Origin of the sequence: Pseudomonas gingeri (assembly GCF_013386115.1) — a bacterium.
GTDB lineage: Bacteria > Pseudomonadota > Gammaproteobacteria > Pseudomonadales > Pseudomonadaceae > Aquipseudomonas > Aquipseudomonas gingeri.
This window is the reverse complement of record NZ_JACAOR010000013.1, coordinates 200,054-221,969: the sequence shown is the minus strand read 5'-3', so window position 1 is coordinate 221,969 and position 21,916 is coordinate 200,054. Positions and strand designations below refer to the sequence as shown.

The 21,916-nt window shown below is 63.0% G+C and carries 19 protein-coding genes; 11 read left to right on the top strand and 8 right to left on the bottom strand.

The features are described from left to right. Positions 1-354 precede the first annotated feature (354 nt). Positions 355-1,680: a COG3014 family protein gene (locus HX881_RS25105; protein ID WP_177087184.1), complete on the bottom strand. Its 1,326-nt coding sequence runs from the start codon at positions 1,678-1,680 to the stop codon at positions 355-357. A 147-nt stretch (positions 1,681-1,827) separates the two neighbouring features. On the opposite strand from HX881_RS25105, the gene HX881_RS25100 reads away from it, so the two are divergent. From HX881_RS25100 to HX881_RS25085, 4 genes are all read left to right on the top strand, one after another. Beyond that, positions 1,828-2,541 (top strand): cysteine hydrolase family protein, encoded by a 714-nt coding sequence (locus HX881_RS25100; RefSeq protein ID WP_177087182.1) that lies wholly within the window; start codon positions 1,828-1,830, stop codon positions 2,539-2,541. A 34-nt stretch (positions 2,542-2,575) separates the two neighbouring features. Then, positions 2,576-3,466, top strand: a complete 891-nt coding sequence (locus tag HX881_RS25095) for a LysR family transcriptional regulator (RefSeq protein WP_017125468.1) — start codon at positions 2,576-2,578, stop codon at positions 3,464-3,466. Positions 3,467-3,562: 96 nt separating this feature from the next. Further along, complete coding sequence (locus HX881_RS25090; RefSeq protein ID WP_177087180.1) at positions 3,563-5,458, top strand: FTR1 family protein; 1,896 nt, start codon at positions 3,563-3,565, stop codon at positions 5,456-5,458. A gap of 2 nt (positions 5,459-5,460) precedes the next feature. After that, positions 5,461-5,922, top strand: a complete 462-nt coding sequence (locus HX881_RS25085) for a YaiI/YqxD family protein (protein ID WP_103033054.1) — start codon at positions 5,461-5,463, stop codon at positions 5,920-5,922. 15 nt (positions 5,923-5,937) lie between these two features. Here HX881_RS25085 and elbB read toward each other — a convergent pair whose 3' ends face one another. Then, positions 5,938-6,600, bottom strand: a complete 663-nt coding sequence (gene elbB, locus HX881_RS25080; protein ID WP_017125466.1) for an isoprenoid biosynthesis glyoxalase ElbB — start codon at positions 6,598-6,600, stop codon at positions 5,938-5,940. A gap of 113 nt (positions 6,601-6,713) precedes the next feature. On the opposite strand from elbB, the gene HX881_RS25075 reads away from it, so the two are divergent. Next, on the top strand, positions 6,714-7,952 hold the full coding sequence (locus tag HX881_RS25075) for a sterol desaturase family protein (RefSeq protein WP_177087178.1): 1,239 nt from the start codon (positions 6,714-6,716) through the stop codon (positions 7,950-7,952). On the opposite strand, the gene HX881_RS25070 is transcribed toward HX881_RS25075, so the two are convergent. Beyond that, positions 7,930-8,541: a DedA family protein gene (locus HX881_RS25070; protein WP_017125464.1), complete on the bottom strand. Its 612-nt coding sequence runs from the start codon at positions 8,539-8,541 to the stop codon at positions 7,930-7,932. The genes HX881_RS25075 and HX881_RS25070 overlap by 23 nt on opposite strands. Before the next feature lie 207 nt (positions 8,542-8,748). Here HX881_RS25070 and hemB point away from each other — a divergent pair, with 207 nt between their 5' ends. Further along, positions 8,749-9,762, top strand: coding sequence for a porphobilinogen synthase (gene hemB / locus HX881_RS25065; protein ID WP_177087176.1), 1,014 nt, complete (start codon positions 8,749-8,751; stop codon positions 9,760-9,762). Between the two features lie 18 nt (positions 9,763-9,780). Then, positions 9,781-12,003, top strand: coding sequence for a polyphosphate kinase 1 (gene ppk1 / locus HX881_RS25060; protein ID WP_017125462.1), 2,223 nt, complete (start codon positions 9,781-9,783; stop codon positions 12,001-12,003). Here the strand turns inward: ppk1 and ppx are convergent. From ppx to HX881_RS25035, 5 genes are all read right to left on the bottom strand, one after another. After that, the gene (gene ppx, locus HX881_RS25055) at positions 11,990-13,492 is read right to left on the bottom strand and encodes an exopolyphosphatase (protein WP_017125461.1); all 1,503 of its coding nucleotides are present in this window, start codon (positions 13,490-13,492) and stop codon (positions 11,990-11,992) included. The two genes, ppk1 and ppx, sit on opposite strands and share 14 nt — an antisense overlap. Positions 13,493-13,814: 322 nt before the next feature. Continuing rightward, entirely contained in the window at positions 13,815-14,552 is a 738-nt protein-coding gene (locus tag HX881_RS25050) for an amino acid ABC transporter ATP-binding protein (RefSeq protein WP_177087174.1), read from the bottom strand. Further along, a complete protein-coding gene (locus tag HX881_RS25045) occupies positions 14,539-15,189 on the bottom strand; it encodes an amino acid ABC transporter permease (protein WP_177087455.1) in 651 nt (216 codons plus the stop codon). Before HX881_RS25045 ends, HX881_RS25050 begins: the two co-directional genes overlap by 14 nt. Then, positions 15,186-15,851, bottom strand: coding sequence for an amino acid ABC transporter permease (locus HX881_RS25040; RefSeq protein WP_017125459.1), 666 nt, complete (start codon positions 15,849-15,851; stop codon positions 15,186-15,188). Before HX881_RS25040 ends, HX881_RS25045 begins: the two co-directional genes overlap by 4 nt. Positions 15,852-15,875: 24 nt before the next feature. Continuing rightward, positions 15,876-16,661 (bottom strand): transporter substrate-binding domain-containing protein, encoded by a 786-nt coding sequence (locus HX881_RS25035; RefSeq protein ID WP_017125458.1) that lies wholly within the window; start codon positions 16,659-16,661, stop codon positions 15,876-15,878. 255 nt (positions 16,662-16,916) lie between these two features. On the opposite strand from HX881_RS25035, the gene HX881_RS25030 reads away from it, so the two are divergent. The 4 genes from HX881_RS25030 (at position 16,917) to HX881_RS25015 (ending at position 21,857) form a co-directional block, all read left to right on the top strand. Then, entirely contained in the window at positions 16,917-17,618 is a 702-nt protein-coding gene (locus tag HX881_RS25030; RefSeq protein WP_177087172.1) for a FadR/GntR family transcriptional regulator, read from the top strand. A gap of 204 nt (positions 17,619-17,822) precedes the next feature. Then, positions 17,823-18,152 (top strand): thioredoxin TrxA, encoded by a 330-nt coding sequence (gene trxA / locus HX881_RS25025; protein ID WP_017125456.1) that lies wholly within the window; start codon positions 17,823-17,825, stop codon positions 18,150-18,152. A gap of 245 nt (positions 18,153-18,397) precedes the next feature. After that, positions 18,398-19,657: a transcription termination factor Rho gene (gene rho / locus HX881_RS25020; RefSeq protein ID WP_017125454.1), complete on the top strand. Its 1,260-nt coding sequence runs from the start codon at positions 18,398-18,400 to the stop codon at positions 19,655-19,657. A gap of 220 nt (positions 19,658-19,877) precedes the next feature. Further along, positions 19,878-21,857: an acyltransferase family protein gene (locus tag HX881_RS25015; protein WP_177087171.1), complete on the top strand. Its 1,980-nt coding sequence runs from the start codon at positions 19,878-19,880 to the stop codon at positions 21,855-21,857. Positions 21,858-21,916 lie beyond the last annotated feature (59 nt).

Genomic DNA, 21,916 nt, shown 5'->3' with positions numbered 1-21,916 from the left:
TATCTTCCCTGATAAAGAGCAGCCGGGAATGCGGGTCAGGCTGAAAGGGACCCATTGGCAGGTCAGGTTGCTTACCTGCCAATTCCTCATAAAAAGAGGCGCTTTAATTTCTTATAGCCATAACATCGGCGCGGCATTATAGGCGTGAGTGCTGGCGATGTAATGGCTTTTTTGTTCCGGTTTGTGATGCGGTTCGGCTTGTGCCGTGGATCCGTTCCCTGTGTTGCACATGCCCTTTCGTGGCTTTCGGTACGAAGCCGAAACCCGGTTTTGTTGTCGCTGCACCACGTTAAGTGGGGCGATGCGCGGTGTCGACGTGCAGGGGGAAGCAGGTTGCGTGGGAAGTGGCTGACGCTATCGAGGAAATATCCGATTTCCGATGACGCGCAGGCTGATGACCTGGAATGGCTGGTCGATGGTGAAGGTCACCGGCGCGCTGGCCGACGCGAGGGGCAGGCTCAACCGGTGTTGGCCGGGCTTGAGTCGCAGGCGTACGACGTAGGTATTGTCCGGCAGGGTGCGCCAGGTTCGGGTGTCGGCTTGCTCGAAAGGCGCTTCGACGATGTATTTCGCTTTCTCCGGATGTTTCTTGTTGTCCAGCGCCTGTGTCTGCGCGTTGAGGGTGGCGCGCCAGCGGGTGCGTTGAATGATTCCCGGCATATCGTCCCGCAGGGTGCGCAGGGACATGTCGGTAATGCTGTTGAGCTGGGTCAGGGGCTGTTTACGCCCATCGACGCTGATCGAGCCGGGCCTGGGCGTCGAGGTGTCCGGCAGCAGTATGGGAAAGGATACGATCGAGGTGATGGTCTGGCCGTCCTGCATCTGCACCGGGAAGGGCAGGCGCACCGAGCTGCGGGCCGGTGCCAGTCCGCTCTGGACAATGATCAGTACATCGCTGCCACGGGCCGACTCAGGGGGCTTGCCGAGGTTTGACAGGGCCTGTTCGAGAAAGGGCGTGTTCGGGCGCAACTCGATGGCCTGTCGATAACCCGGGGCGGCGAGGTCGCGCTCGCCCAGCGCCTCGTAGACAAAGCCGGCCAGGTAGTGGCTGAACGCGCTCTGGTAGCCGTTTTTCAGCGCCAGAACTTCGGGCGCATCGAGGATCGCCACCGGATAGCCCTGCAAATCCTTGTAGCGCAGGCTGATGCCCTGCTCACGGGCCTGCGTCTCCAGCCGCAGGTATTCCTTGTCGCGCAATTGTGCGATCTGCGCTTCGCGCTCATGGGTTTTCTTGATATCGACCCGGGCACCGTCGAAGTCGCGCAGGGCCAGGAGGTTGAGGGCCATCTGGGTGGTCAGCATGACCTTTTCATAGTCATAGCCGTCGTAGCGGCGGATCTTGTCGTTGATCGACATCGTGCCCAGTTCGGCCAGGAGCTTGCCGTAGTCGAAGTCCGTCGAGTCCTCGCGCTGGAACACCGCACGATCCGCGGTCCGCCAGGCAGCCTGGCTGGCGAGCAGGTCGCCCCTGGCCCGCAGCAATTCGCCTTTCTCCAGGTAATACAGCAGGTCCTTGGCGTCCCAGGGGTTATGACGTTCGAGCAGGTACAAGGCCTCGTCGACATTGCCGGCGGCCAGTTGCTCGTTGGTTATCCGCAGTTCGTCGTTGTAGTCGCGATAGGCCGCGCAACTGCCCAGCAGACAGAAGAGGCACAAGAAAGTGAAGAGGCGCAAACCCATTTGCGTATGGCTTCCCTGGCGTCCGGAAGTGGTTCGGTTGTGCATTTCCTGCACAGGACATGTCGCAGAAGCGGCGTGGTTGTACCCGGGGCGCGTCCATAGACTTTCTGCGAGATGTTTTACTTCCTTCCTTGCAGGAGTTCCACCATGTTTGCGTTCCCTTCGAAATCCCTGCCACAGCTTTTTGCCGCGCTGTGTGCCGGCCTGAGTCTTTCATTGAGCCTGCCGATGCAGGCCGTGGCCGGCGAAAACCCGCAACCGACCATCCGGGCGATGTTCGGTGCCAGGCCCCTGGAGCGACTGGAGCCGGCCAGTACAGCGCTGCTGGTGATCGACTTCCAGAACGAGTACTTCACCGGTCGCATGCCGATCCCGGATGGCCCGGGAGCGCTGGAAAAGACCCGCGAACTGATCGCCTTCGCCGACCGGGCGAAGATCCCTGTCTACCATATCCAGCATGTCGCGCCAGCGGGTTCGCCGGTATTCGCCCGGGGCAGCGAGGGCTGGAAATTCCATCCGGACATGCGGCCGCGCCAGCAGGACAAGGTCCTGGAGAAAACCACCGTCAGCGTCTTCGCCAGCACGGACCTCGATGCCCGGCTGAAGCGGGACGGGATCAGGACCCTGATCATCAGCGGGCTGATGACCCATGCCTGTATCGCTGGAGCGGCCCGGGACGCGGCGCCGCTGGGTTACCAGGTCGTGGTAGCATCGGACGCGACGGCAACCCGCGCGATCACCCGCTACAACGGTGAGGGCGTCGACAAGGACAGTCTGCATCGTGCCGCCCTGGCCGAGATCGAAGACACCTTTGGCGACGTGCTGACCACCGCGCAGATCATGCGCCTGCCGCTGCACTGAGTGTCGACCCATCACTGGCGGGATGAACCCGGTCATGAATCAATTGCTGGCCATGCGAGCTTTTCGCTGCATCGTTGAATCCGCGGGTTTCAGCGCCGCTGCCGAGCGCCTGGACACCACGCATTCGACGATTTCCCGGCAACTGCAGCAGCTCGAACAGGCGTTGAGCGCGCGCTTGATCAACCGCAACACCCGCCGCTTCAGCCTGACGCCTGCCGGCGAACAGTACTACGCTGCCTGCGTCGATATCCTCGACCGTGTCGATGCCGCCGGGCAGGCGCTGGCCTCCGAGCGGCCTGCCGGCCCGTTGCGCATCAGCGCGCCGGTGGTGATCGGCACGCTGGAGCTGGCGAGCTGGTTGCCGGCCTTCCAGCAGCGCTACCCCGAGATCCAGGTCGACCTGTCCTGCGACGATCGTTTCATCGACCTGGTGGCCGAGGGCATGGACGTGGCCTTGCGGATCAGTACGCCGTTGGCCGATTCGTCGCTGGTGGCGCGGCTGCTGATCGTCTCGGAACTGGTGCTGGTGGCCTCGCCGGCCTATGTCGCCCGCCACGGCTTGCCGCGTCGTGCCGAGGAACTGGCGGGGCATCGCTTGCTGGCCTTCAGCGGTGGTGCGGACTGGGAGCTGGCACCGCCCCGGGGCGCGCCCGTGCGGATACGCCCCCAGGGTCAATTCAAGGCGGACTCGATCAGCGCGCTGCACGCGGCGGCCCTGGCCGGCGTCGGCATCGCCGCGTTCACCCGGGTGACCGTGCATGAGGCGTTGCTGAGCGGCCAGTTGGTCCGGCTGCTGCCGAACTACAGCCTGGGGCAGCGACACTATTACGCACTCTATCCCCATGGGCGGCACCTGGCGCCCCAGGTGCGGGCGTTTGTCGACCACATGAGCGAGCATTACCGGGGACTGGCGGTCGGCCATTGAAGAGCACTATTTGCACCTTCGGGATGCACGGCGCTTGAGTGAAGCGCAGTGAGAGGGAACAATGTGTTACTTCGCATTTCCATTTAGGTTGTTTCAATGATTGTTCCCACGCGTTTCCTGGCCTGGCTGATGCTGCCGATGTTCGCCCTATGCAGCTCCAGCCTGCTGGCGAACACGGTGGAAGGCGCCCCCCAGGCCCTGCACCTGATCGATTACATCGGCGCGGACTATCCGGCCACGGTGGCGGATGGCAAGGTCATCGACGAAACCGAATACCACGAACAGCTGGAGTTCCTGACGGCCCTGCAGAAACTGGTGGTCGCGCTGCCGGTCCGTGCCGAGCGGGCGGAGCTGGAGCAGGGCGTGGTCGATCTGCGCACGGCCATCAGCCAGCGCCAGGACGGCACGCTGGTCGCGCGCCAGGCCCGGCAACTGGGGGCACGACTGGCGGTGACCTATGAGGTCAGCCAGGCTCCGGCCATCACCCCGGACCCGAGCCGTGGTGCACCGCTCTACGCCCAGCAGTGTTCGGTCTGCCATGGCGACACGGGCGCCGGCGACGGTCCGGCGGGTGTTGGCCTGACACCGCCACCGGCCAACCTGCGGGATGCCGCGCGCCTGGATCGGCTGAGCCTGTATGGCATCTACAACACCCTGACCCTGGGTGTCGAAGGCACGGACATGCCGTCGTTCGCCGACCAGCTCGATGAACGTCAGCGCTGGGACCTGGCTACCTATATCGCCGGCTTCAGCGCCGCGCCGGTGGCGAAGAGCGACAAGGCCTACAACCTGGCCGACCTGGCCCGCCAGACCCCTGCCGAAGTGCAGGCCGCCGAAGGCAACGAGGCCGCCGCGCTGTTCCGCGCCCAGCGTGCCCAGCCGCCGCAGGTCAAGCGCGGCCCGGCGCAGTTGCTCGACTACACCAGCGCGACCCTGGACAAGAGCCTGGCGGCCTACCGTGCCGGCGACCATGAGCAGGCCTACGACCTGTCCGTGGCCGCCTACCTGGAAGGCTTCGAACTGGTCGAAAGCTCCCTGGACAACGTCGACGCCACCGTGCGCAAGGACACCGAGAAGTCCCTGATGGCCTATCGGCAATCCCTGCAGGACGGCCTGCCGGTCGAGCAGGCCGAGCAGCGCCTGGCGTTCGCCAAGGACAAGCTCAAGGAATCCGCCGGTTTGCTCGGCAACGACGGCCTGAGCCAGTCCCTGAGCTTTATCTCGGGCCTGCTGATCCTGCTGCGCGAGGGCCTGGAAGCGATCCTGGTGCTGGCGGCGATCCTCGCCTTCCTGCGCAACACCGGCCAGCAATCGGCCGTGCGCAGCGTCAATATCGGCTGGGGCCTGGCCTTGCTGGCGGGGCTCGGGACCTGGGCGCTGGCGGCCTATGTGATCGATGTCAGCGGCGCCCAGCGCGAGTTGCTGGAAGGTTGCACGGCGCTGTTCGCCAGCGTGATGGTGCTCTGGCTCGGCGTGTGGATGCACGATCGCCGTCATGCCGCGGCCTGGCAGGACTACATCAAGAGCAGCCTGGTCAGCGGTGGCGGCCGTTTCGGTTTCGCGATCCTGGCGTTCTTCTCGGTGTATCGCGAGCTGTTCGAAGTGATCCTGTTCTATGAAACCCTCTGGCTGCAGGCCGGTCCTGCCGGGCACAACGCGGTGCTGGCGGGCGGTGCGACGGCGCTGGTGCTGCTGATCGGCCTGGCCTGGGTGATCCTGCGTGGTTCGGCGAAACTGCCGCTGGCACTGTTCTTCGGTATCAATGCCGGGTTGCTGTGCGCGCTGTCGGTGGTGTTTGCCGGCCATGGCGTCAAGGCGTTGCAGGAAGCCGGGATCTTCGGCACGCGGCCGGTTGCGTTCTTCGACTTCGACTGGCTGGGGATCCATGCCGACGCCTACTCGCTGGGCGCCCAGGCTGTCGCCTTGCTGGCGATCATCGTGCTCTACAGCCGCAGCAAGCTGGCCGAGAAGCGTCGGTTGCAGGCTTCCTGAGCATGCGCGTGTGGATCGATGCCGATGCCTGTCCCAAGGCGGCCAGGGACCTGGTGGTGAAGTTCGCCCTCAAGCGCCACTTCGACGTGGTGCTGGTGGCGGGCCAGCCGCAGGTCAAGCCGGCCTTCGCCTGCGTCAGGTTGATCGTCGTGCCCAGCGGACCGGACGCCGCCGATGATTACCTGGTGGAGCATGCGGTGCCGGGGGAACTGGTGATCTGCAGCGACGTGCCGCTGGCCGACCGCCTGGTGAAAAAGGGCGTGGCGGCACTCGATCCGCGGGGCAAGGAGTTCGACCCGAACAACATGGGCGAGCGGCTCGCGGTGCGCAACCTGTTCACCGACCTGCGCGAGCAGGGGCAGATGGGCGGCGGTCAGCCGCCCTACGGCGAGCGGGAGAAGCAGGCTTTCGCCAATGCCTTCGACCGCATCCTCACCCGGCTTTCCCGCGCTTCCCGAGCTTGATCCATAGGGGAGCGATCAGGCCTGCTGGGTCAGTTCCAGCACCCGATCCACCAGCTTGTTGATCCCGGACGCCGCCTCGCCGATGGACTGCGCGAGCATATAGGCCGGGGTCGTCACCAGCTTGCGTGCCTTGTCCTCGACTATATCGCCCACCGCGCATTCCTTGTGGGTGGCGCCCATCTTGTCCAGCGCGGCGGCGGTATCGGCGTCGTTGCCGATGGTGCAGGTCACACCCGGACCGTAGATCTTCGCTGCCAGGGCCGGGGTGATGCAGATCAGCCCCACCGGCTTGCCGGCTTCGGCAAAGGCTTCGGCCAAAGCCAGGACTTCGGCCTGTACGCTGCAATTGGCCCCTTCCAGGGCAAAGTTGGAGAGGTTCTTCGCCGCGCCGAAGCCGCCGGGTACGATCAGCGCGTCGAATTCCCGGACGTCGGCTTCGCGCAGGTCCTTGACCTCGCCCCGGGCGATGCGTGCCGACTCCACCAGGACATTGCGCGACTCGGGCATTTCTTCGCCGGTCAGGTGGTTGATCACATGCAACTGGGCAATATTCGGCGCAAAGCACTGCACCTTCGCGCCGCGCTGGTCCAGGCGCAACAGCGTGAGCACGCTTTCCTGGATCTCGGCGCCGTCGTACACGCCGCAGCCGGAAAGGATTACCGCGATTTTCTTGGTCATGTTCGATCTCCCGATGCCTGGCGTTAAATGTCTACCAATCTGGCATTCATTGTCAGCGGAATTTTTCCCGACTACACCTAATCTTGGACCCATCGTTCCTTTCGGGTGGCGCCATGGACCTTATTGCCCTTGCGGTTCCGTTTTTCGTCGTGCTGATCGTTGTCGAACTGCTGGCCGACTATTGGCGCGGCACCCGCAATTATCGCGTGGCCGACGCGATCAACAGCCTCAGCACCGGTGTGCTCTCGACCACCACCGGCCTGCTGACCAAGGGCGTCGGCCTGGTGACCTACGCCGTCGCCCTGGAGCACCTGGCGTTGTTCGACCTCGCGGCCGACAACCCCTGGGTCTGGGTCATGGCCTTCGTGGTCTATGACTTCTGCTACTACTGGCTGCATCGCATGGGTCATGAGCGCAATATCCTCTGGGCCGCGCACTCGGTGCATCACCAGAGCGAGGACTACAACCTGTCCACGGCCTTGCGCCAGACCAGCACCGGCTTTCTGCTGAGCTGGATCTTCTACCTGCCGCTGGCCGTCCTCGGTGTGCCGTTGACGGTCTTCGTGACAGTGGCGGCGTTGAACCTGCTGTATCAGTTCTGGGTGCATACCCGGCACATCCCCAAGCTCGGCTGGTACGAATGGTTTTTCGTCACGCCCTCCAATCACCGCGCGCACCACGCACAGAACCCTCTCTATATGGATCGCAACTACGGCGGCGTGTTCATTCTCTGGGACCGCCTGTTCGGCACCTTCCAGGAGGAGGACGACGCCGAGCCGGTGGTGTTCGGCGTGACCACGCCGCTGGCCAGCTGGAATCCGTTGTGGGCCAACCTGCAGTTCTATGCACAACTGGCGGCCGACGCCCGGCATGCCGGAAGCTACCGCGACAAGCTGCGGATCTGGTTCATGCGCACCGGTTGGCGCCCGGCGGATGTGGCGGCGAAGTACCCGCTGGCAAAGCACGACCTGGCGAAGTTCCGCAAGTTCGAGGTGCCGCTGGAGCCGCGCCAGCAGGTCTATATCGCCTTGCAGTTCGTGGTGTACGTGGCGCTGGGCAGCTACCTGATGAACTTCGCCGCCAGCCTGTCGCCAATCGCCCTGGTCCTGGGCTGGGGGGCCATGCTGCTGGGGCTGTTCGTGCTGGGGGCGGCGCTGGAGAACCGGCCGTGGGCGTTGAAGCTGGAAGTGACGCGGCTGCTGTTGAATGTGCCGCTGGTCTGGCTGGCACCGCTGGTGGGGTTGTGGCCGGCCAGCCCGCTGGGCTGGATCGGCCTGCTCAGCTACAGCCTGCTGAGCGTGATCGGGCTTTACTGGAGCCGTAGCCGGCTCATTCGCCTGGCGGGGTCTTAGGTCCGGCCAGGGAGGCTTCGGCCTCGGCCTTGCGGGCGAGGCGCGCGCTCTTGATGCGGCGCCAGCTCCAGAGGATCAGGCCGACCACCAGCAGGCCGCCGAGGACCCACAGCTCGTATTTCTTCACGCTGCCCAGCAGACCTTCGAGGATCGCGCCGAAGTGATAGGCGGCGGCGGCCAGGGCCGCGGCCCAGATCGCCGCGCCGATGCCATTGAGCAGCAGGTAGCGTCCCGGTGGATAACCCGACAGGCCGATCGCCACCGGCATCACCGTGCGCAGGCCGTAGACGAAACGGAAGCTCAGCACCCAGATATCCGGATGACGACGGATATGCTCCAGTGCCCGGTCGCCCATCATCTGCCAGCGCGGCTTGCGCGCCAGCAACTTGCGCCCATGCCGGCGCCCCAGGAAATACCACAGCTGGTCGCCGGCATAGCTGCCGAAGAAAGCCACGATAACCACCAGGTTGATGTCCATGTATCCGCGGAACGCGAGGAAGCCCGCGAGAACCAGAATGGTCTCGCCTTCGAAAAACGTGCCGAGAAACAGGGCGAAATAGCCGAAATCCTGCAGAAATTGTTGGAGCATTGTCTGGATGCTGGCGAAATGAACGCGCAGCCTAACCCTTCGAGGACAGAGAGGAAAGTGTCCAAATGTGTCTCGACGTTAACATTTCCTACAAGAACGGCGCGTGCGGCGCTCGGTCGCAGGAGTAAGCACAACTGTCATTCCTTCGTCATAATGGCCGCTTATAACTGCCATGCTCGCCCGCCTGCGCGGGCTCAGGAGTCTGCCGTGAGCTTTACCCCCGCCCATCGCCTGTTTCCCGCCACCCGCCTGCGACGCAATCGTCGTGATGATTTTTCTCGGCGCCTGGTGCGTGAGAATGTTCTGACTGTCGACGATCTGATTCTGCCTGTGTTCGTGCTGGACGGTGAAAACCATCGCGAAGCCGTAGCTTCGATGCCGGGCGTCGAGCGCCTGACCATCGATCTGTTGCTGGAAGAAGCGGCGAAGTGGGTCGAGCTGGGGATTCCCGCGCTGGCACTGTTCCCGGTCACGCCGGCTGGGTTGAAGTCGCTGGATGCCGCCGAGGCCTGGAACCCGCAGGGCATTGCCCAGCGCGCCACCCGCGCCCTGCGTGCGCGGTTCCCGGAGCTGGGGGTGATTACCGACGTGGCCCTGGACCCGTTCACCACCCACGGCCAGGACGGCATCCTCGATGAGGAAGGCTACGTCCAGAACGATATTACCGTCGACGCGCTGGTCAGGCAGGCCTTGTCCCATGCCGAGGCTGGGGCCCAGGTGGTCGCGCCGTCCGACATGATGGATGGCCGCGTCCAGGCGATTCGCGAAGCCCTGGAGCTGGCCGGCCACGTCAACGTGCGGATCATGGCCTACTCGGCAAAATACGCCAGCGCCTACTATGGCCCGTTCCGCGATGCGGTGGGTTCGGCGCTGAACCTGGGCAAGGCGAACAAGGCCTCGTACCAGATGGACCCGGCCAACGGCAACGAAGCCCTGCATGAAGTGGCCGCCGACCTGGCCGAAGGCGCCGATATGGTCATGGTCAAGCCGGGCATGCCGTACCTGGATATCCTTTACCGGGTCAAAGATGAATTCAAGGTGCCGACCTTTGTCTATCAGGTCAGCGGTGAATACGCCATGCACATGGCGGCGATCCAGAATGGTTGGTTGAGTGAAGGGGTTATTCTCGAATCCCTGACCGCTTTTAAACGTGCCGGCGCTGATGGCATCCTGACTTACTTTGCCGTTCGCGCCGCTCAATTGCTACGAGAGCAAAAATAGCCCTCACAGGAACACTCGATGAATACCGAAGGACTCAGCGAAGTTGAAGTAAAAGACGCTCAACCGGTGGTCGAGCAGATCGTCGAAACCCCGCCGGAGCTGGAACCCGCGCCGGTGGTTGCCGAGGCGCCGCATGTGGCGGTGCCGTCGGCGGTGGCGATTCCCAGCCTGGATGACAGCAGCCTGTACATCCACCGCGAGCTGTCGCAGCTGCAGTTCAACATCCGCGTGCTGGAACAGGCGCTGGACGAGTCCTACCCGCTGCTGGAACGGCTCAAGTTCCTGCTGATCTTCTCCAGCAACCTGGATGAGTTCTTCGAGATTCGCGTCGCCGGGCTGAAGAAACAGATCACCTTCGCCCGCGAACAGGCCGGCGCCGACGGCCTGCAGCCGCACCAGGCCCTGGCGCGCATCAGCGAGCTGGTCCACGGCCAGGTCGACCGCCAGTACGCGATCCTCAACGACATCCTGTTGCCGGAGCTGGAAAAGCACCAGGTGCGCTTTATCCGTCGCCGCTACTGGACCACCAAGCTCAAGACCTGGGTCCGCCGCTATTTCCGCGACGAGATCGCGCCAATCATCACGCCCATCGGCCTCGACCCGACGCACCCGTTCCCGTTGCTGGTGAACAAGAGCCTGAACTTTATCGTCGAACTCGAGGGCATCGACGCCTTCGGTCGCGATTCCGGCCTGGCGATCATCCCCGCGCCGCGCCTGCTGCCGAGGATCATCAAGGTACCCGAAGAGGTCGGGGGCCCTGGCGATAATTATGTATTCCTCTCGTCGATGATCCACGCCCACGCCGACGACCTGTTCCAGGGCATGAAGGTCAAGGGCTGCTACCAGTTCCGCCTGACCCGCAACGCCGACCTGGCGCTGGACTCCGAGGATGTCGAAGACCTGGCCCGCGCCCTGCGCGGCGAGCTGTTCTCCCGTCGCTACGGCGATGCGGTGCGCCTGGAAGTCGCCGACACCTGCCCGAAACACCTGTCGGACTACCTGCTCAAGCAATTCAACCTGTCCGAGACCGAGCTGTACCAGGTCAACGGCCCGGTGAACCTGACCCGGCTGTTCAGCATCACCGGCCTGGACAGTCATCCGGAGCTGCAATACACGCCGTTCACCCCGCAGATCCCCAAGCTGCTGCAGAACAGCGAGAACATCTTCAGCGTGATCAGCAAGCAGGACATCCTGCTGCTGCACCCGTTCGAGTCCTTTACCCCGGTGGTCGACCTGCTTCGCCAGGCCGCCAAGGACCCGCACGTCCTGGCTGTGCGCCAGACCCTGTACCGCAGCGGCGCCAACTCGGAAATCGTCGACGCGCTGGTGGATGCCGCGCGTAACGGCAAGGAAGTCACCGCGGTGATCGAATTGCGCGCGCGCTTCGACGAAGAGTCCAACCTGCAACTGGCCAGCCGCCTGCAAGCGGCCGGTGCGGTGGTGATCTACGGTGTGGTCGGCTTCAAGACCCACGCCAAGATGATGCTGATCCTGCGTCGCGAAGCCGGCGAGATCGTCCGCTACGCGCACCTGGGCACCGGTAACTACCACGCCGGCAACGCCCGCCTGTACACCGACTACAGCCTGCTGACTTCCGACGACGCGCTGTGCGAGGACGTCGGCAAGCTGTTCAGCCAGCTGATCGGCATGGGCAAGACCCTGCGCATGAAGAAACTGCTGCATGCCCCGTTCACCCTGAAGAAGGGCATGCTCGACATGATTGCCCGGGAAACCCAGTTCGCCGTCGACGGCAAGCCGGCGCACATCATCGCCAAGTTCAACTCGCTGACCGATCCGAAGATCATCCGCGCGTTGTACAAGGCCAGCCAGTGCGGCGTGCGGATCGACCTGGTGGTGCGCGGCATGTGCTGCCTGCGTCCGGGCATTGCCGGTGTCTCGCACAATATCCATGTGCGCTCGATCATCGGCCGCTTCCTGGAGCACACCCGGGTGTTCTACTTCCTCAACGGCGGCGAGGAACAGATGTTCCTGTCTAGCGCCGACTGGATGGAGCGCAACCTCGACAAGCGCGTCGAGACCTGCTTCCCGGTAGAGGGCAAGAAGTTGATCCTGCGGGTCAAGAAGGAGCTGGAAAGTTATCTCACCGATAACACCCACAGCTGGAGCCTGCAGTCGGACGGCCGCTACATCCGCAACACGCCGACCGGCAACCAGAACGCCCGCAGCGCCCAGGCGACCCTGCTCGATCGCCTGAGCAACCCGCTGCTCAGCGTACGTTGAGGGTAATACTGACTCGGGTCAGCCACTCCGCTTCCAGCGCGAAGTCGGCCTGAGTCAGCTGGTTCTGCTCCAGCCAGTCCTTGGGAAACACCACATCCAGGCTATCGCCGTCGGCACGCAAGGTGACTTGCGGCATTTCCTGGGTGCCACGGATGTGATGGAACAGGATCGCGAAGCGCAGCAGTACGCACAGGCGGATCAGCTTGGTGCCTTCATCGCCGAACTCGGCAAACTTGTCCCTGGGGATGTTGCGGCGATGCCCGCGCACCAGCAACGCCAGCATCTGCTGGTCTTCCCGGGAGAAGCCGGCGAGATCGGAGTGCTCGATCAGGTAGGCGCCGTGCTTGTGGTACTGGTAGTGGGCGATATCCAGGCCGACTTCATGGACCTTCGCCGCCCAGCCCAGCAGTTCCCGCCAGACACCGTCTTCCAGCTCCCAGTCCTTGGCCACCTGGTCGAAGGCATAGAGCGCCTTGCGCTCGACCCGCACCGCCTGCTCCTGGTCGACGTGATAACGCTCCATCAGCGAGGTGAGGGTGCGTTCACGGACGTCTTCGTGGTGATGGCGACCCAGCAGGTCGTAGAGCACGCCTTCGCGCAGCGCACCGTCGCAGTGATCCATCCGTTGCAGGTCGAGGGCGTCGAAGATCGCCTCGAGAATCGCCAGGCCGGCGGGGAAGATGGTCCGACGGTCGGGCTTGATGCCCTCGAAATCGATTTTCTCTGCGTCGCCGAGCTTGAACAGTTTGCGCTTGAGCCAGGCCAGGCCTTCGGCATTGACCTCGCCGCCGCCGTGGCCGCCGGCTTTCAGGGCCAGGCCGATGGCGCGGATGGTCCCGGATGAGCCGATGGCCTCGTCCCAGGTCAGGCGATGCAGGGCATGCTCGATGCTCATGATTTCCAGGCGCGCCGCCGTGTAGGCCTGGGCGTAGCGCGCCGGGGTGATCTTGCCGTCGCGGAAATACCGCTGGGTATAGCTGACGCAGCCCATCTGCAGGCTTTCGCGCAGCAGCGGTTCGAAGCGCTGGCCGATGATGAATTCGGTACTGCCGCCGCCGATATCGGCGACCAGGCGCTTGCCCGGGGTGTCGGCGAGGGTGTGGGAGACACCGAGGTAGATCAGTCGGGCCTCTTCACGGCCGGAAATGACTTCCACCGGATGACCGAGGATTTCCTCGGCGCGGTGGATGAACTCGGCCCGGTTGCGCGCTTCGCGCAAGGCGTTGGTGCCGACGATCCGCACGGCGCCCAGGGGCATGCCGTTGATCAGTTGGGCAAAACGTTTCAGGCAGTCGAGCCCGCGCTGCATCGATTCTTCGCTGAGCCTGCGCTCTTCATCGATACCGGCGGCCAGCTGAACCTTTTCGCCGAGCCGCTCCAGAATGCGGATTTCACCGTTCTGGGCCTTGGCCACGACCATGTGGAAGCTGTTCGAGCCCAGGTCGATAGCGGCGATCAGGGAAAGATTCTTGGCTTGGGAATGCGGCATGGTTGAAGGATCTCGGTCGATAACCCGGCCATCGTGCCACGATCGACCGTCGCCGCCAACGGATGGTGCTTGAGGCTCGGTAGACCACCGGGCTGTTTACCCGGTCAGGCAGGAAAGATCAGGGCGATGAGTGGGACTGCTTTTGAAAGGGCTTGGCGTATCTGGAAATTTTTATCAACGAGACGATATTAGGTGATTTTTCCTACTGAAATATGACATTCCAGTGACGCGGGCGACGGGAGGAGGGGAGTGCCGCGGCATGCGCCACGCACAAGCGTGGCGCAACCAGGGGGCAGCAAGGGAGGTTCGGGCGGGCGAAGGCTCAGGCCTGAGCTTCCACGGTGCCGATGAAGTTGGCCAGCTCGGCGGTCTGCGGGTTGGCGAACAGCACCTTCGGATCGCCGATTTCATGCACCTTGCCCTGGTGCATGAACACCAGCTTGTCGCCGACTTCCCGGGCAAAGCGCATTTCGTGGGTGACCATGATCAGGGTCATGCCTTCCTTCGCCAGCTGGCGCACCACGCTGAGCACCTCATTGACCAGTTCCGGGTCCAGCGCCGAGGTGATCTCGTCGCAGAGCAGGACTTTCGGCGACATCGCCAGGGCCCGGGCGATGGCCACGCGCTGTTGCTGACCGCCGGACAGGCGATCCGGGAAGGCGTCGAATTTTTCCCCCAGGCCGACCCGTTCGAGCATCCTGCGCGCCAGGATGGCGGCCTTGGCCTTGGGCACCTTCTGCACGACCTGGGGCGCGAGCATGACGTTTTCGCCCACCGTCAGGTGCGGGAACAGGTTGAACTGCTGGAACACCATGCCGACCTTCTGGCGCAGGCTGCGCAAGTCGGCGCGGGCGGCGTCGAGGTATTCGCCATCGACCTCGATCACCCCGTCGTTGATCGACTCCAGGCCGTTGAGGGTGCGCAGCAGGGTGCTTTTGCCCGATCCGCTGCGGCCGATGATCGCCACCACCTGGCCCTCCTCGACGCTCAGGTCAATGCCTTTGAGCACATGGTGGTCGCCGTAGTATTTATGCAGGGCGGAAATTCTAAGAAGCGGCATGCAGTCTCCTTTCCAGGTAGCGCGCGCTGAGGGACAGGGGGTAGCACAGCAGGAAGTAGCCGGCGGCTACCAGGCCGTAGACCATGAAGGGTTCGAAGGTGGCGTTGGCGAGCATGCCGCCGGTCTTGGTCAGTTCGGTGAAGCCGATGATCGAGGTCACGGCCGTGCCCTTGACCACCTGCACCGAAAAGCCCACGGTCGGCGCCACGGCAATGCGCAGGGCCTGCGGCAGGATCACATGGCGCAGTTGTTCGTAGGGAGTGAGCGCCAGGCTGGACGAAGCCTCCCACTGGCCATGGGGAATCGATTCGACGCAGCCGCGCCAGATCTCCGCCAGGTAGGCGCTGGTGAACAGCGTCAGGGCGATTGCCGCCGCCAGCCAGGGCGAGATATCCACCCCGAGCAGGGCCACGCCGAAAAACACCATGAACAGTTGCATCAGCAGCGGCGTGCCCTGGAACAGTTCGATATAGGCGCGGGCAAAGCCGCGGGCCACGGACCTGTCGCAAATGCGCATGACCATGATCAGCAGGCCGATCAGGGCGCCGCCGACAAAGGCCACCAGCGACAGCACCAGGGTCCATTGCAGGCCTGCCAGCAGGTTGTTGACGATATCCCAGAAGGTGAAATCCATCAGCGGCTCCTCGCCAGGTAGCGACGCCCGAGCCAGTTCAACAGCTGGCGGATCAACAGGGCCATGCACAGGTAGATCAGGGTGGTCAGGGTGTAGGTTTCAAAGGCGCGGAAGTTGCGCGACTGGATGAAGTTGGCGGCGAAGCTCAGTTCCTCGGTGGCGATCTGCGAACAGACCGCCGAGCCGAGCATGACGATGATGATCTGGCTGCTCAGGGCCGGCCAGACCTTGCCCAGCGCCGGCAGCAGGACCACGTGGCGAAAGGCTTCGAAACGGCTCATCGCCAGGGCGGCCGCGGCTTCCAGTTGCCCGCGCGGGATCGCCTGGATGCCGGCGCGGATGATCTCCGTGGAATAGGCGCCGAGGTTGATCACCATCGCCAGCACCGCCGCCTGCCATTCGGAAATCTGCAGTCCCAGGGACGGCAGGCCGAAGAAGATGAAAAACAACTGCACGAGGAACGGCGTGTTGCGGATCAGTTCGACGTAGACGCCGAAGATTGCCGCGAAGGGCTGGATCCGCCAGGCCCGGACCACCGCCCCGACGATCCCCAGACTGACCCCGAGCAGGGTGCCGATGGCCGTCAGTTCCAGGGTGAACAGGGCGCCGCGCACCAGCAGGTCGGCGTTGTGCAGCACCGGCAGGAAGTCGAACTGATAAGCCATGGAGCGGACCTCGGGAAAACCGGATCAAAGATCGGCGGGCAGGGGCTGCTTGAGCCAGAGTTGGGCGTTCTTCTCGAGGCTGCCGTCAGCCTTGGCCGCGGCGAGGATCTGGTTCACTTTCTCCAGCAGGGCCGGTTCGTTCTTGTTCACCCCGACGTAGACCGGGGAGTCCTTGAGCTTCACTTTCATCGCCGGAATGCGTTTCGGGTTGCGTTCGGCGATGGCCACCATCACCACGTTGCCGCTGGCGATCAGGTCGACCTGCTTGGCCAGGTAGGCGGCGATGGTGGTGTTGTTGTCCTCGAAGCGCTTGATGGTCACGCCTTCGGGCGCCACGGCGGTCAGCTCGATATCCTCGATGGCGCCGCGGGTGACACTGATGGTCTTGCCCTTGAGGTCAGCCAGGCCGTTGATCGAGGCTTCGGGCGGACCGAACACCGCGAGGTAGAAGGGGGCATAGGCGCGGGAAAAGTCGATGACCTTCTCGCGCTCGGCGTTCTTGCCGAGGCTGGAGATCACCAGGTCGACCTTGCCAGTGGTGAGGAACGGAATACGGTTGGTGCTGTTGACGGGGATCAGTTCCAGCTTGACCTTGAGCTGGTCGGCCAGCAGTTTCGCGGTGTCGATATCCAGGCCGCGTGGCTTCATGTCCGGGCCGACCGAGCCGAATGGCGGGAAGTCCTGGGGAACGGCGACCTTGAGCGTGCCGCGGGCGACGACGTCATCCAGGCCGTTGGCATGGGCGGCCGCCTGGCCCAGCATCAGGCTGGCGAACAGGGCAGTGAGCAGGGCGCTGAAGCCTTTGGTCATGGCAGATCTCCGAATTGAAAAGGCGATGATTTCTGTCGATCGATATTGCACAGCCCATGCCAGACTGGCCTGGAACCGCGCCCTTCATGGCTTCAAGGCGCTTTTCATGGTCTTACTGGTCTGAACAGTTGCCAGGCATTTCGCACTGTTATCGGGCATTGGCCGCGCCGACCGAACCAGCGCTGGGCGTGACTTGCCGCCCGCTCGCAATAGCTTTACAACTAGCGCTCCACCGGACCGATCAGCCTGAAAACAATGAATTCGATTTCCCGCGCCGTACCCGAAGTGGCGCTGCAAGCCATCCGTAAACTGATCAGCGACGAGGGCTTTGGCCCGGGCGATGCGCTGCCCTCGCAACGCGACCTGGCGTTGCAGCTGGGGGTGAGCCGCGCCTCCCTGCGCGAGGCGCTGTCGTCCCTGAGTGCACTGGGGGTGATCAGCGTGCAGCCGGGCAAGGGCGTATTTGTCCAGGCGACGGTCGAACAGGTGCCGGCGGCCGGCGGGTTGGCCTGGCCGTTCGCGGCCCAGGCGTCGGCCGAGGACATCTTCCAGCTGCGGTATGCCCTCGAAGGGTTCGCGGCCGGGCTGGCGGCGGTGACGTTGACGGCGGACGAGCTGGACACCCTGCAGGACAATGTCGACGCCATGCGCGCCGAATTGCGCGCCGGGGATTTCGAGGCCGCGGCCCGCCTGGACTTCGATTTCCACCGGCGGATCCTGCTGGCCAGCGGCAATCAGGCGATGGCCGGCATTCTCAGTGCCAGCGCCGAGCTGTTCCTGGAAAGCCAGAAGCTACCGTTCATCCGGGCGGAACGGGCGATGGAAACCTGGCAGGAGCACCGCAAGATCCTCCGCGCCCTGGCCCGGCGCGCCTGCGGCCCGGCGCAGAAGGCCATGCAGGAACATGTGCGCAATGCCGCGTTGCGCACCGGGATCGCCTTTGTCACGCCCGGTTGATCAGCCCCAACCGAAGCTGCGCAGGGGCTCCTGCAAGGGGCGGTACTGTTCACGCACGCGCATTTGTGCGGAAGAAGTCGGATTGGGCTATACCCTGACTCATGGAACACCATAGTTAGACTCAATCATCTGCGGCTTCCTGTACGTAGGAAGGACGGCTATGATGAGCAACGTTTTTTTTGGCTCACAACTCCGGAGACATCCATGAGCAGCGATCTTATCAAGCACGTCACCGACGCGAGCTTTGAAGCAGAAGTCCTGAAGGCTGAAGGCCCTGTCCTGGTCGACTACTGGGCTGAGTGGTGCGGTCCGTGCAAGATGATCGCGCCGGTCCTGGACGATATCGCCACTACCTACGAAGGCAAGCTGACCATCGCCAAGCTGAACATCGACGACAACCAGGAAACCCCGGCCAAGCACGGCGTGCGTGGTATCCCTACGCTGATGCTGTTCAAGAACGGCAACGTCGAGGCGACCAAGGTCGGCGCCCTGTCGAAGTCGCAGCTGCAGGCATTCCTCGACGCCAACATCTAAGCGTCGTTCGGCTGTCCTCAAAAAGCCCCGCAAATTGCGGGGCTTTTTCGTAAAAAGGGGCTAGACGCTCCGAAACCCAGGTGTTACATTCGGCCCCGCACTGGTTTCTCCACTGCCCCCTGCAAGCCGTCGCCGACGCTCTCCTTTTCGAACAAGTACGCGATCCTGTCGCCTTCTCTGCGGCGCGGCCTCATTAAGCCAAAAGCTTAATTTCCCCCCTCCATAAATGATTACGTCATTCCTATATGAATCTGACTGAACTCAAGCAAAAGCCGATTACCGAACTGCTCGAATTGGCCGAACAGATGGGCATAGAAAATATGGCCCGTTCGCGCAAGCAGGATGTGATTTTCTCCCTGCTGAAAAAGCACGCGAAAAGCGGCGAGGAAATCTCCGGTGATGGCGTGCTGGAGATCCTCCAGGACGGCTTCGGCTTCCTGCGTTCTTCCGACGCATCCTACCTGGCCGGCCCGGACGACATCTACGTCTCGCCAAGCCAGATCCGTCGCTTCAACTTGCGCACCGGTGACACCATCGTCGGCAAGATCCGCCCTCCGAAGGAAGGCGAGCGTTATTTCGCCCTGCTCAAGGTCGACACGATCAACTACGATCGTCCGGAAAACGCCAAGAACAAGATTCTCTTCGAGAACCTGACCCCGCTGTTCCCGACCGTGCGCATGAAGATGGAAGCCGGCAACGGTTCCACCGAGGACCTGACCGGTCGCGTGATCGACCTCTGCGCTCCGATCGGCAAGGGCCAGCGTGGCCTGATCGTGGCACCGCCGAAAGCGGGCAAGACGATCATGCTGCAGAACATCGCGGCGAACATCACCCGCAACAACCCGGAAGTGCACCTGATCGTACTGCTGATCGACGAGCGTCCGGAAGAAGTGACCGAAATGCAGCGCACCGTGCGCGGCGAAGTGGTTGCCTCGACGTTCGACGAGCCGCCGACCCGCCACGTGCAGGTTGCCGAAATGGTGATCGAGAAGGCCAAGCGCCTGGTCGAACACAAGAAGGACGTGGTGATCCTGCTCGACTCCATCACCCGTCTGGCCCGTGCCTACAACACCGTGATCCCGAGCTCCGGCAAGGTCCTGACCGGTGGTGTCGATGCCCACGCCCTGGAGAAACCGAAACGTTTCTTCGGTGCCGCGCGGAACATCGAGGAAGGCGGCTCGCTGACCATTATCGCCACCGCGCTGGTTGAAACCGGTTCGAAGATGGACGAAGTGATCTACGAAGAGTTCAAGGGTACCGGCAACATGGAACTGCCCCTGGACCGCAAGATCGCTGAAAAGCGCGTCTTCCCGGCGATCAACATCAACCGTTCCGGCACCCGTCGCGAAGAGTTGCTGACTGCCGACGACGAACTGCAGCGCATGTGGATCCTGCGCAAGCTGCTGCATCCGATGGATGAAGTGGCCGCCATCGAGTTCCTGGTCGACAAGCTGAAACAGACCAAGACCAACGATGAGTTCTTCCTGTCGATGAAACGCAAGTAAGACCGCGTTTCAGGTCAGAAAAAAGCGCCCCGACGGGGCGCTTTTTTTTTGCCGGGCGCGTTTGGCAGGGAACGATCGCCGTGCCTGATCGTCTCACCACACGCTGGCCATAATGGACATCAGGGCAGAAAGGCGGTTTTTGATCAGCGAGTGCAGGATTGAAAAACGCGGCTACGCTGGATGTCACCGTATTTTCCATCTGAACAGGTTTCTCCGGTTGATGAGCTCTCTCGCCTATCGAAAGGATATCGACGGCTTGCGTGCTGTAGCGGTCATCGCAGTTGTGCTGTTTCATTTTGATGTTCCTGGATTCACCGGCGGTTTCGTCGGCGTCGACGTGTTTTTCGTGATCTCCGGTTACCTCATCACCTCGATCATCTGGCGCGAGCGTCAGGACGGACGTTTCAGTCTCGTCGAGTTCTGGAGCCGGCGTGCCCGGCGTATCCTGCCGGCACTGTTCGTCATGATGCTGGCGAGTCTGGTGGCCGGGTGGTTTCTGCTGGCCCCCAAGGACTACGACGAGCTGGGACGCTCTGTTCACTACCAGGTGATTTTCACTTCCAACCTGTTGTTCGCGCGTCAAGATGGCTATTTCGAGACGGCGTCCGATCTCAAGCCGCTGCTGCATACCTGGTCGTTATCGATCGAAGAGCAGTTCTACGTCATTTTTCCGCTCCTGCTGATGTTGCTGTCGAGTCGCTTGAAGTATTGGCGCATGGGCTTGTTCCTGTTGCTGCTGATGTCTTTTGCCATGAGTCAGTGGACGCTAGGCCTCTCTCCGCAAAAAGCCTTTTACCTCTTGCCCATGCGCGCCTGGGAGTTGCTGGCAGGCGTAGTGCTGGCGGTCATGCCTGTCGGGCAACGTATCAGCCTGATAAAGGCCCAGGCCGTCAGCGCGTTCAGCCTGGGGCTGATCCTGCTGGCGGTGTTTGCTTATGATTCGGGCACCTCCTTTCCCGGGGCTGCGGCCTTGTTACCGGTAGTGGGCGCGGCTGGCCTGATCTGGGCCAACGGCCAGCAGGCAACCCTGGTGGGCAAGGTGCTGGGCAGTCGTTTGCTGGTAGGCGTCGGGTTGATTTCCTACTCCTGGTACCTGTGGCACTGGCCGGTGCTGGTGTTTGGCAAGTACGCCAGTGTCTACGGCCTGGGGGCCTGGGGGCTTGCCGGCCTGTTCATTTTGAGCCTGGTGCTGAGTTATGGATCCTGGCGGTTTGTCGAGGTGCCGTTTCGTGAGCGACGCTTGTTGGCCGGTCGCCGGCAGATCCTCTTGGTGTCGGGTGTGGCCATCCTCGGCCTGGGCCTGTTGGGAAAGAGCCTGGGTTGGGCCGCCGGTGTTCCCTGGCGGCTGTCACCCCAGGCGCTGCAATATGCCCAGGCGCGCACCTGGAGTCCCGAGCTGATGAGCTGCCTCTCGGATGACAAGAAACGCGATCGCCCGTTCTGCCACTTCGGTCCGCAACCTCAAGCGGCGCGCGCGCTGGTCTGGGGGGATAGCCATGCCGCGGCGTTGATTCCGGCCCTGGAAGATGAAGCGCGCAAGCACGGCGTCAACATTACCCATGCCGCCTATTCCGGGTGCCTGCCTTTCAGCAGGAGCGAAAGCACCCCGGGTTGTGCGCGCTTCAACCAGCGTGTAGCCCGGGCGCTGGACGAGGAAAAGTACAGCGACGTGGTGCTGGTCGGACGCTGGAGCCTGTACGTCTATGGGCAACGCTCGGGTGATACCGGGCCTGCCCTGATGGACCCGGCAACCGGGAAATACGACCGGGCCGTCGCCGAGCGGCGTTTCGCCGAAGGCATGGGGGACCTGGTGCGGCAGTTGCGCGGCGCTGGTCATCGGGTCTGGCTGGTCAAGGAAGTCCCGCTGCAGGACTTCAGTGTGCCTTATCGTCTCAGTCGCCTGGCGATGGTGGGGCTGCCCATCAACAGTGAGGGCATAGCCCTGGCGGAGCATCTCAAGCGTCAGGCCTATATCGATGCGCTGTTCGTGCAACTGGCTGATGCCGATCCCGAAGTGGAGTTGCTGGATCCTGCGCCGAAATTGTGCGACGCAATCGCCGGGTGCCGGGTCGAGCTTGATGGCCGCTCGTTGTACTCCGATGACAACCATCTCTCCGATGTGGGATCGCGGTATGTCGAGGCGTTCCTTGAGCCCTTGTTCACCACCTTGCGCAATCAAACCGTGACGGGGCGTCTTTAGCGGGAATGGCTGGCAAGGGTATGCAATAAGCTGCCAGCGGTCGTAAGAGCAGGTAGGAT